The 10736-nt window shown below is 66.7% G+C and carries 12 protein-coding genes and 1 pseudogene; 10 read left to right on the top strand and 3 right to left on the bottom strand.

Annotated elements, in window-relative coordinates; translation table 11 throughout:
• Nucleotides 1–266, top strand: a pseudogene (locus QZ847_RS11440) (competence/damage-inducible protein A); the annotation flags it as partial.
• On the opposite strand, the gene QZ847_RS11445 reads toward QZ847_RS11440, so the two are convergent.
• Nucleotides 242–790, bottom strand: a complete 549-nt coding sequence (locus QZ847_RS11445; protein WP_294356589.1) for a molybdenum cofactor guanylyltransferase — start codon at nucleotides 788–790, stop codon at nucleotides 242–244. The pseudogene QZ847_RS11440 and the gene QZ847_RS11445 sit on opposite strands and share 25 nt — an antisense overlap.
• A 344-nt stretch (nucleotides 791–1134) precedes the next feature.
• Here QZ847_RS11445 and QZ847_RS11450 point away from each other — a divergent pair, with 344 nt between their 5' ends.
• On the top strand, nucleotides 1135–1638 hold the full coding sequence (locus QZ847_RS11450) for a hypothetical protein (protein ID WP_294356591.1): 504 nt from the start codon (nucleotides 1135–1137) through the stop codon (nucleotides 1636–1638).
• Between the two features lie 2 nt (nucleotides 1639–1640).
• On the opposite strand, the gene purB is transcribed toward QZ847_RS11450, so the two are convergent.
• The gene (gene purB, locus QZ847_RS11455) at nucleotides 1641–2951 is read right to left on the bottom strand and encodes an adenylosuccinate lyase (RefSeq protein ID WP_294356593.1); all 1311 of its coding nucleotides are present in this window, start codon (nucleotides 2949–2951) and stop codon (nucleotides 1641–1643) included.
• 258 nt (nucleotides 2952–3209) lie between these two features.
• Here purB and QZ847_RS11460 point away from each other — a divergent pair, with 258 nt between their 5' ends.
• On the top strand, nucleotides 3210–3725 hold the full coding sequence (locus QZ847_RS11460; protein WP_294356595.1) for an EF-hand domain-containing protein: 516 nt from the start codon (nucleotides 3210–3212) through the stop codon (nucleotides 3723–3725).
• A gap of 65 nt (nucleotides 3726–3790) precedes the next feature.
• Here the strand turns inward: QZ847_RS11460 and radC are convergent, their stop codons facing one another.
• Nucleotides 3791–4519 carry a DNA repair protein RadC gene (gene radC / locus QZ847_RS11465; RefSeq protein ID WP_294356597.1) on the bottom strand — a complete coding sequence of 243 codons (729 nt, stop codon included), beginning with the start codon at nucleotides 4517–4519 and terminating at the stop codon, nucleotides 3791–3793.
• A 131-nt stretch (nucleotides 4520–4650) separates the two neighbouring features.
• On the opposite strand from radC, the gene QZ847_RS11470 reads away from it, so the two are divergent.
• The 7 genes from QZ847_RS11470 (at nucleotide 4651) to QZ847_RS11500 (ending at nucleotide 10669) form a co-directional block, all read left to right on the top strand.
• Entirely contained in the window at nucleotides 4651–7833 is a 3183-nt protein-coding gene (locus tag QZ847_RS11470; RefSeq protein WP_294356599.1) for a YdbH domain-containing protein, read from the top strand.
• Between the two features lie 80 nt (nucleotides 7834–7913).
• Nucleotides 7914–8069: a YnbE family lipoprotein gene (locus QZ847_RS11475; protein ID WP_294356601.1), complete on the top strand. Its 156-nt coding sequence runs from the start codon at nucleotides 7914–7916 to the stop codon at nucleotides 8067–8069.
• Between the two features lie 3 nt (nucleotides 8070–8072).
• Nucleotides 8073–8462 (top strand): YdbL family protein, encoded by a 390-nt coding sequence (locus QZ847_RS11480; protein WP_294356602.1) that lies wholly within the window; start codon nucleotides 8073–8075, stop codon nucleotides 8460–8462.
• A 182-nt stretch (nucleotides 8463–8644) separates the two neighbouring features.
• Complete coding sequence (locus tag QZ847_RS11485; RefSeq protein WP_245708373.1) at nucleotides 8645–8965, top strand: AtpZ/AtpI family protein; 321 nt, start codon at nucleotides 8645–8647, stop codon at nucleotides 8963–8965.
• A gap of 39 nt (nucleotides 8966–9004) precedes the next feature.
• Entirely contained in the window at nucleotides 9005–9793 is a 789-nt protein-coding gene (locus QZ847_RS11490) for a F0F1 ATP synthase subunit A (protein ID WP_093005532.1), read from the top strand.
• 93 nt (nucleotides 9794–9886) lie between these two features.
• Nucleotides 9887–10114 (top strand): F0F1 ATP synthase subunit C, encoded by a 228-nt coding sequence (locus QZ847_RS11495; RefSeq protein ID WP_019515901.1) that lies wholly within the window; start codon nucleotides 9887–9889, stop codon nucleotides 10112–10114.
• A gap of 60 nt (nucleotides 10115–10174) precedes the next feature.
• A complete protein-coding gene (locus tag QZ847_RS11500; protein WP_093005534.1) occupies nucleotides 10175–10669 on the top strand; it encodes an ATPase in 495 nt (164 codons plus the stop codon).
• Nucleotides 10670–10736: the final 67 nt, after the last annotated feature.

The following is a 10736-nucleotide window of genomic DNA, read 5'->3' on the forward strand; positions in this document are numbered from 1 at the left end:
CGGGTACGCTGGAAGGCGGTCGTCCGGTCGTGTCGAAGTCGATCGGCGGCTGGGTGGCGGAGAGCGAGGTCGCCGATACGCTGCGGCAGGCGGAAAAGGCGCACGAGGGCGTCGCGATCGGCAGTTACCCCTTCTTTCGCGAAGGCCGCGTCGGCGCGAACTTCGTGGTGCGTTCACCCGACGAGGCGCTGGTCGACCGCTGCCTTGCCGACCTGACACGCGCGTTGGAGGATGCGGGCTATCAGATCACCGCCGGAGGAATCTGATCCGGCGCGAGATGCGCCAGATCATCCGGCGTGTTGATGTTCGCGACGGTGACACCGGGCAGCACCGCGACCACCTGCTGCGTCGCGGCCCAGCGCTTGATCGAGCGGCTCTCACCTGATCGCAGGTGCGCGAGCAGCGGTTCCAGCAAGCGAACCGGCCAGTGACCGACGGTCGGCGCCTCCGCCGCGTGCGCCGCCCCGTTCGCCAGCAACGCCGCCACGAGCGCACCCGGCAGGCTCGGCGTATCGCAGGCGGTGGTCAGCACCGACGCGTGCCCGTGATCCTGCGCATAGGCGAGCGCGCCGGCGATCCCGCCGAGCGGACCGAGATCAGGAGAAGGAAGGTCGGGAGCGATGGGCATTGGCGCCTGCTCGCGGCCGATCACCACCAGCGCATCGACATGGGATGCGAGGCTGGCGAGTGCGTGATCGAGCAATGTCGCTTCACCCAACAGCGCCAGCGCCTTGTCGCGCCCGAACCGCGTCGCGCGTCCGCCCGCCAGTACTGCACCCAGGATCGTCATGGGCGCGGCTTAGTCGTGCGAGGGAGAAAAGGGGAGGCCGACCCGGCCAACCCGCCCTCGCAGCAAAGCGAAGGCGGAGGGCCGATAGGTCAGAGCGTCGTAATGATGGCGCCGACCACCAGCGCCTGTGCCGCGAGCACCAGCATCGTGCTGGCCGCGGTTTCGAACATGCGCATGTGAGGTCTCCAGTACCGGATTGTCCGGTGCCGCCGATGTGAAGATCGTTGCTCCACCGCGCAACAAACGTGCGCAACAATCTTGCTTGCAGTTGATGCAATCGTATGATGCACTTTGCTCCTTTTCGATGCCGCTGCTAAGCGCTCTCCGCCGGGACAAACGGACGCATGGTCATGCTCGCCGATTACCCGCTCGCGCCTCCGCCTTCCGCCACGCAGATCGTCCGCGATGCGACACGCCTGTGCGTCGCGTCCGGTCCGGGAACGATCGCCCGCCGTGCCGCTCGCGCGGGCTGGATCATTGAACAGCCGGCGCGCGGCCTCGTGGTGGCCGCACATGCACTCGACCGCGACGAGCATGTCGCGGGCGGTGAGGTGGTCCAGCCAGCCGAGCGGCTGGAGACGTGCAGCGTTTTCACCAAGGCGCCGGTCGGCGGAGTCGACGCCGCGGTCGCGCGCCTGCTGAACGTCGCGCCCTTGTTCCGCTACGCTGGTTCATCAACCTATCGCACGTGGCGCAATGGCGATGCGTGGCGGGCAACCCCGACCGACCCCGCCGCCTTCGCGCAGGTGCGTGCGGCGGGTGAGATCTACACGCTGATCGTGACCGAGAACGCGAACGGCAGTGGCGTGGTCGTCATCAACCCGCGCCCCGCCGCCATTCTACCCTGAACTCAGCCGAACACGCGGTCGAAGATCGTGTCGACGTGCTTGAAATGATAGCCGAGGTCGAACTTGTCCTCGATCTCGGCCGGGGACAATGCCGCGGTGACTTCGGGATCGGCCTTGAGCAGGTCGAGCAGCGACCGTTCGCCGTCCGATTCCCACACTTTCATCGCGTTGCGCTGCACCAGCCGGTACGAATCCTCGCGGCTCACCCCGGCTTGGGTCAGCGCGAGCAGCACGCGCTGCGAGTGGACGAGGCCACCCATGCGATCGAGGTTCTTCTGCATGCGCTCGGGATAGACGAGCAGCTTGTCGACGACGCCGGTCAGCCGCGCCAGCGCGAAGTCGAGCGTGATCGTCGCGTCGGGTCCGATGTAGCGCTCCACGGAAGAGTGCGAAATGTCGCGCTCGTGCCACAAGGCCACGTTCTCGAGCGCGGGCGTGACATAGCCGCGCACCATGCGCGCAAGGCCGGTCAGATTCTCGGTCAGCACCGGGTTGCGCTTGTGCGGCATCGCCGACGAACCCTTCTGCCCAGGCGAGAAATATTCCTCCGCCTCCAGCACTTCGGTGCGTTGCAGGTGGCGCACCTCGACCGCGACGCGCTCGATCGAGCCGGCGATCACGCCCAGCGTCGCGAAGAACATCGCGTGGCGGTCGCGGGGGATCACCTGCGTCGAGACTGGCTCGACCGTCAGCCCCATCTTCTCGGCGACATGGGCCTCGACGCGCGGATCGATGTTGGCGAAGGTGCCGACCGCGCCCGAGATCGCGCAGGTGGCGATATCGGCGCGTGCGGCGACCAGCCGCTCACGATTGCGGCGGAACTCGGCATACGCCTCGGCCAGCTTCAATCCGAAGGTTACCGGTTCGGCGTGGATGCCGTGGCTGCGCCCGATCGTAGGCGTCAGCTTGTGCTCGCGAGCACGACGCTCCAGCACGACGAGCAACGTATCGAGATCGGCGATGAGGATGTCCGATGCGCGCGCCAGTTGCACCGACAGCGTCGTGTCGAGCACGTCGGACGAGGTCATTCCCTGATGCATGAAGCGCGCCTCATCACCGACCTGTTCGGCGACCCACGTCAAGAAGGCGATCACGTCGTGCTTGGTCACCGCCTCGATCGCGTCGATCGCGGCCACGTCGATCGCGGGGTTGGTCGCCCACCAGCGCCACAGCGCCTCCGCCGCCGATTTCGGCACCACGCCCAGGTCGGCGAGCGCGTCGGTTGCATGCGCCTCGATCTCGAACCAGATGCGGTAGCGCGCCTCCGGGGTCCACAGCGCGGCCATCTCGGGACGGGAATAACGAGGGATCACGGCGGGCAACTCCTTGAGTGGGCGCGGGCGCAGCGGATCAGAACCGCACCGCACATCGCAACGGAATAACGGGTCACCGCACTCCGGCGACGATGCGGCGGGCGATAGCAAGGCCGTTAAATCCAAGCAAATCCGCGGATTTCACAGGCGACGGCTGCTCGCGCGCAACTTTGTTACGTTGTTAGTCATCGTTGCAGGTGTCAAAGCAACGCCCTACATCGATTAACAGCACACGGTTAGAACCAAAAGGAGACGGTGATGCTCAAGTATGTTTTTCTCGCGTCCGCGATGACGATTGCTGCTCCGGCGATTGCGCAGCAGACGCAAACAATGCCGCAGTCTGCATCGGCAACTGAACGTGCGCCGACTGGAACTGCTGACCCGGCCGCAACGACCGTGCCGACGGGTGCGGCTACTGCCGCGCAGACCGATCCCGCTGCGGTGACCCCTGCACCGGCGCAGACCGCTGAAACGCCGACGAGCGATCCCGCGGCACAGCCAGCGGCGCAGGGCACCAACCAGCCCGATCAGGTTGCCGCGATCCTCGACAGCGAATTTCCGACCTATGACAAGGACAAGTCGGGCTCGCTCAACAAGGCCGAGTTCGCGACCTGGATGGACACGCTGAAGGCGAAGGCCGATCCGAGCGCCAAGCCCGACAAGGCATGGAATGCTGCCGCGTTCCGCAAGGCCGATACCGACAAGTCGGCGAGCGTGAGCAAGACCGAACTCGCGACCTTCCTCAGCAGCAGCAGCGCCAAACAGGCCGGCTGAGCGATACGGTGCGAGCGGTAACAAAGCGGTCGCCGGCACACGCCGGCGGCCGTTTTCACGCGCGGTCAGATCACGCCTTTTGCTCTCAGGCTCGTCTGTCCGTTTCTTCCCACGATGATGTGATCGTGCACCTGGATGTTCAGCGGCTTGCCCGCCTCCACGATCGCGCGCGTGATGCGGATGTCTGCCTGGCTGGGTGAGGGATCGCCCGAGGGATGGTTGTGCACCAGGATCAGCGCGGCCGATCCGATATCTAGCGCGCGCTTGATCACCTCGCGCACGTGGACCGCCGCCTCGTCGATCGTGCCGCGTGACATCACTTCGTCACGCACCAGCATGTTGCGCGTGTTCAGGTGGAGGACGCGGAATCGCTCCACCGCGTCGTGCGCCATGTCGGCGTGGAGGTAATCGGCGAGTGCCTGCCAGTTCGACAGCACCGGCAGCTCGGTTGCGCGCGCGCGCACCAGCCGGATCGCGGCGGCGTGCGCGATCTTAAGCGCAGCGACGCCTGCATCACTGACACTCTTTACGCGCCGCAGTTCCGCGGGATCGGCGGCGAGCGCGGCACCGATCCCGCCGAATTCACGCATCAATGCCTTGGCCATCGGTTTGGTATCGATGCGCGGGATAGCCAGCATCAGCAGGTATTCGATCAACTCATAATCGTGCAGCCCCTCCGCATCGTCGAGCAACCGGGTGCGCAGCCGCTCGCGGTGCCCCTTTGCGTCGAGCAGCCGCTGGTCCTGTTCGGCAACGACAGCTCCCGGGCTGAAGAGCGAAGGCGTGTCCGTCATAGGCGGGGCAGGCTAGGTCGGCGTGCAGCACCGGGCAATCGGGCGATATTTACACCAGTCGGGGCATTTGCACGCGGGCGACGCCGCCTTATGCTGCCAGGCGCATGAGCAGCGCGCGATCGGACGACCAGATGAGGCGATCGCCCGTCAGCAGCCGCCGCGCGCGTGTGCTGGTCGCCGGCTCGACGCTCGCGTTCGCCGCGGTCGGTGGCGTGTGGCTCAGCCGCGTGCCGATTGCGACGCGGGTGATCGACCGCGAACTGGCGCGCAAGGGTGTGCCCGCGCGCTACCACATCAGCAATCTGGGGTTTGGGCGGCAGCGGTTGACCGACGTCGTGATCGGCGATCCGGTGCATCCCGACCTGGTCGCAGACTGGGTCGAGACGCGCACCGACGTGGGGCTGCACGGCGCACATCTGATCGGCGTACGCGCGGGCCGTGTGCGCGTGCGCGGACGGCTGCGCGACGGGCAATTGTCGCTCGGTGCGCTCGACCGACTGGTCCCGAAAGGCAGCGGCGGCGCGCCGACGCTGCCCGCACTCGACCTCTCGCTCGCCGATGGCGCGATGCGGCTGGAAACGCCCTACGGCGTGGCGGGCATCAGCCTGTCGGGCAGCGGTCGGCTCGATGACGGGTTCGACGGACGCTACGCGGTGGTCGCCCCCCGCCTGGCGCAGGGGGCTTGCGGCGCGAATTCGCTGCGCGGGGCGGGTCGCGTCCGCACGACCGGCGGCGCACCGCGAGGGAGTGGCGCCGCGATCACGCTCGATGGTCCGCTGCGGGTGGGCGCGGTTGCGTGTGGCGACGCGAGGGTCGCCGATCTCGCGAGTGACGTGCACGCGCGGGTCGTCATCGGTGATCTCGCGCATTCGTCGGCGCGAGCGCGGTTGCACAGCGGTGCTGCCCGGTACGGCGGCTTCCGCGCCGCGGCGCTCGATGGTGAGGTCGCGCTGACGAGCGGCGCGCAAGGTGCCGCGATCATGCCCGTGGCGATCCGCGCAGCGCAACTGCGTGGGCGCGGCGTCGCGGTCCAGCGGGCGGCCTTTGACGGCAGCGTTCGTATCGACTCGGGGCGTACCGCTTATGCGGGGCAAGTGGCGGTGCGAGGCGCGGACGTCGGCGACCTCCTGCCGCGTACGGGCGGTGTCGCGGCAGGAACGCCGCTCGCGCCCTTGTTGGCGCAGGCCTTCGATGCCGCGCGTCGCGCCGCACGCAGCCTGTCGGGTGGCGCCACGCTGTCCGTTCAGGTCGCTGACGCGAGCGCCGGGGTCACAATCGACCGCGTGCGCATTACCTCCGCCAGCGGCGCGCGCGCGACGCTGTCAAGTGAGCAGCCGCTGCGTTGGCATAGCGGCGGCAGCATCGCCGGCGCGGGCACGTTCCAGCTGGGCGGCGGCGGGCTGCCGCAGGTCAGCGCCCGCTTTGCGCGCGCCGGCGACGATGCGGCGCTGACGGGCACGGCGCAGATGGCGCGCTACACCGCCGGGGACGCTACGCTCGCGCTCGACCGCATTCGGTACAGCATCGATGCGCGCTCGGGCGCCGCGACGGCGCTGGCGGCATTGTCGGGCCCGCTGCCCGGTGGACGCGTCGATGGCCTGGTCATGCCTTTGGACCTGCGCTGGAACGGAGGCGATCTGCGCGTCAATTCGGCCTGTACGCCGCTTCGCTTCAATTCGTTACGTGTCTCATCGCTGCGGCTCGACGCGGCACGACTGACCTTGTGCCCAACTGGCGGCGCACTGGTCGAGCGCGATGGACGCGGTGTGAGCGGCGGTGCGCAACTGCCCGCGACCAAATTGTCGGGCACGATCGGTGGCACGCCGCTCTCGCTGACGGCAGCGGGGGCGCAGTTGTCGCTTGGGCAGCGAGGTTTTCGCCTCGGGGACGTGCGCGCTCGCATCGGTGCGCCCGCGCGCGAAACGCGGATCGACGCGCAGGCGCTCACCGGCACGATCGCGCAGAACGGTGTGACGGGGCGGTTCGCGGGTCTGGGCGGGCAGATCGCCAACGTGCCGCTGCTGCTCGGCGACGGCGAGGGGAGTTGGCGGTTCGCGAACGGCGCACTCGCGCTGAACGGTGTGCTCAAGGTCCGTGATGCGGCGGCGAGCGCGCGCTTCAATCCGATGGATGCGCGCGGGGTCACACTGACGCTGAAGGGCGGCGACATCCGAGCGATGGGCACGTTGTTCGAGCCGACCAGAAGCGTGAAGGTCGCCGATGTCGTGATCGATCATCGGCTCGGCACCGGGGCGGGCCACGCCGTGCTGAGCGTCGAGGGCATCACCTTCGGCGACGCGTTCCAGCCGGAGCTCATCACGCCGCTGACCTTCGGCGTCATCGCCGACGTGCGCGGTACGGTGCGCGGACGCGGCGATATCAACTGGAGCGCCGACGGCGTGACCAGCACCGGCACCTTTTCCACCAGCGACACCGCGCTCGCCGCCGCCTTCGGACCGGTCGAGGGATTGTCGGGCACGATCCGCTTCACCGACCTGCTGGCGCTGGAAAGCGCGCCGGATCAGGTCGCGACCGTCCGCTCGATCAACCCGGGCGTCCCGGTCACCGACGGGCGTATCATCTATCAGACGCTGCCCGGCACGCGGATCAAGGTGTCGAGCGGTACCTGGCCGTTCGCGGGCGGCACGCTGACGCTCGAGCCGACGTCGCTCGATTTCTCCAGCGCACAGGAGCGGCGGCTGACCTTCCGCGTCGCAGGCATGGAGGCGGGCGCGTTCCTGCAACAGTTCGACTTCAAGAACCTGAACGCAACCGGCACGTTCGACGGCGTGCTGCCGATGATCTTTGACGACAGCGGCGGGCGGATCGAGAACGGCCGACTGACCGCGCGCGCGGGCGGCAGCCTCGCCTATGTAGGCGAGCTAAGTGAAAAGAACCTCGGCTTGTGGGGCAATTACGCGTTCCAGATGCTGAAATCGCTCACCTATCGAAATCTCGACATCGGCATGAGTGGGCCGCTCGCGGGCGAGATGATCACCGACGTACGCTTCGCCGGGATCAAGCAGGGAGAGGGTGCCAAATCGAACTTCCTCATCCGCCGGCTGACGCGGCTGCCGATCCTGTTCAACATCCGCATCCGCGCGCCCTTTCGCGGTTTGATCGATTCGGCCGCCAGCTTCTACGATCCGCAGCGGCTGGTCGCGCGCAATTTGCAGCAGTTGATCGAGGAGCAGAACCGCCGGACCGCGCCCGAAGGCCTGCAATCCAAGAGCGCAGTGCCGATCACGGGGGCGAGCACCACCGCGCCGCTCGTCCCGCCCATTCAGCCTTCCGCAAGCGAGATCGTGCCATGACCGTAACAGGAGCAACGAGGGTGAAGCGAATCGCGCGACGCGAGTTGATGGTGAGGTCGGTTCTGGGCGGAACGCTCCTGATGCCAACGCTCTTGATCAACGCCGCGTGCGTCAACATCTCGGCACCGACCAAGCCGATCGAGATCAACCTCAACATCAACGTGACGCAGGAGGTGGTCTACCGCCTCGACAATGACGCCAAATCGCTCATCAAGCAGAACCCGGGGATTTTTTGAGCCATGATCGCCTTCACGCCAAAGACCATCACGATGTTCGCCGCCGCGGTGACGCTGGCGGGGGTGTCGGGTACTGCCTACGCGCAGCGCGATCCGGCTTATGCCGCCGCACGCTCGGCGGGCGAGGTGGGCGAGCAGCCCGATGGCTATCTGGGCGTGGTCGGCGCGGGCAATGCGCAGCTGCGCGCATTGGTCAGCAACATCAACATTCAGCGGAAGGCCGCCTACACGCAAAAGGCGCAGGCATCGGGTGCGACGGTCGAGCAGCTCGCGTTTACCAGTGGCTGCAACCTGATCGCGCAGACGCAGCCGGGCGAGAAGTATCGCACCCCGGCGGGTAGCTGGGAAACCCGCGGCGGCGGTGCGCCGACGCGCGATCCGCGCTGCGTTTGACACCAACCATCTGAGATCGTCTCCGCCGTTCGCGCGCGGCACCCCGCGATCGCGGGGCTTGGACGAGTGTCACAATGGTTGACACCCCCCGACCCCCCGGCTAACCGGACGGCGCCTTGGCGGGGTCGCTTGCCCACCGTGCGCTTTACCTCCCCGGCTTGATCGATGTGGAGGGTTGGCGCGTGGCGGATAATGGTCCCGGACAGGATTTCCACGGCGCGGAGGACCCGCGGCTCGCCTCGCTGGATCAGCGACTGGAACGGGCTCGCAGGGACGAAGCGAAACGCACGGGGGTGGTGCGTGACGACGGAGAGGCGGGCTATCAGCTCGGCAACCGCGTACTCGCTGCCCTTATCGGAAGTCTCGTCGGTTCGGCGCTGATCGGCTGGCTCATCGACCGCTGGTTCGGCACCACGCCCTGGGCGCTGATCGTCGCGCTGTTCCTCGGGATTGCGGTGGCGTTCAGGCAGATCATTCGGTTGACGACCAAGCGCCCGGAATAAACGGGCGCTTGGCGTATGTGGGAAGCACAAGGGGCTAACGTGGCGGCAGAAGGCGGCAAGATCGATCCGATGCACCAGTTCCTGATCGAGCCCGTGCTCGGTCTGCGCTGGAATGTGGCGGGCTATGATCTGTCCTTCACCAATTCGGCGCTCTGGATGGTGATCACGCTGGTGACGCTGTGGCTGTTCATGCTCGGCGGAATGAAGCGCGAGCTGGTGCCCGGTCGCTGGCAGGCGGCGGTGGAGGGCTTCACCGGGTTCGTGCAGAACATGCTGACCTCGAACATCGGCCCGGAGGGCAAGCGCTTCGTTCCCTACGTCTTCTCGTTGTTCATGTTCATCCTGTTCGCGAACATCCTGGGGCTGATGCCGGTCGGCATCGTGCCGGGCTGGCACCCCTTCACCGTGACGAGCCACCTGACCGTCACCGGCGTGCTCGCGATCATCAGCTTTTCGATTGTCCTCATCGTCGGCTTCGGTCGCCACGGCTTCCACTTCTTCAGCCTGTTCGTGCCGCATGGCACGCCGGTTATCATGATCCCGCTGATCTTCGTGGTCGAGCTGATGAGCTTCCTCGTCCGCCCGTTCAGCCTGGGTCTGCGACTGTTCGTCGCGATGACCGCGGGTCACATCCTGCTCAAGGTGCTGGCGGCGTTCGTGATCAACGGCATCAACCTCGGGCCGGGATATGTCGCGATCGTGTCGCTGCCCAGCTTCGTGCTGATGCTCGGTATCACCTTGCTTGAGCTGCTGGTCGCCGCGATCCAGGCTTACGTGTTCGCGCTGCTCACCAGCGTGTATCTGAACGACGCGGTGAACCTGCACTGATTTCCTGGAACGTCCTCGCGCGCACATGTGCGTAAGGGTGTGACTTTCGTGACTTTCCGATCACCAATTGAATTGAACTGGGAGTATATCAAAATGGACGCAAATGCCGCTAAGCTGCTCGGTGCCGGTCTCGCTGCAATCGGTATGGGCATTGCCGCCCTGGGCGTGGGCAACGTGTTCGCCGCCTTCCTCGAAGGCGCGCTGCGCAACCCGGGCGCGGCCGACGGCCAGCAGGGTCGCCTCTTCATCGGCTTCGCGGGTGCCGAGCTTCTCGGCCTGCTCGCCTTCGTGACGATGATCATCCTGGTGTTCGTCGCCTGATTTCCCGATCCGCCACGTGTGCTTTCGGGCAGGCGCGGCGGGTACGATAAACGGACTGCCATGCCTCAAATCAGTCAGATCGCCGCAACCTACGCGTCCCAGATCTTCTGGCTGCTCATCACCTTCGGCATCCTGTATTTCGGGATCGGCAAGATGATGGTGCCCAGGGTCACGGGCGTGATGGATCTGCGCGAGCGTCAGGTTGCCGACGATCTCGCCGCTGCCGAGCGCACCCGCGCCGAGGCGACGACGACCGAGGCGGCGTGGCAGGCCGACATGGATGCGGCACGCGCCACTGCGCAGGCCGAAGTCGCCGCAGCCAAGTCGCGCGCGTCGCAATCGAGCGAGGCGCAGCTGCACGCAGTCGACGAGCAGTTGAACGAGCGCATCGCGCACCACGATCTCGCCATCGGCAACGCGAAGGCGGCGGCGATGGTCAAGGTGCAGGATATCGCGGCGGAGACGGTGCAGGAACTCGTCGCCAAGGTGGCGGGTCTGACCGTGTCACCCGAGGTCGCGCACGCCGCGGTTCGTCAGGAGCTGCATAATGTCTAACGCTGCTACTGCACCGGTCGTCGACAATCTGTCGGAAGCGACGCACGAGCAATCGATGCAGGTCAGG

The organism is uncultured Sphingomonas sp. (genome assembly GCF_913778135.1).
Classification (GTDB): Bacteria; Pseudomonadota; Alphaproteobacteria; order Sphingomonadales; family Sphingomonadaceae; genus Sphingomonas.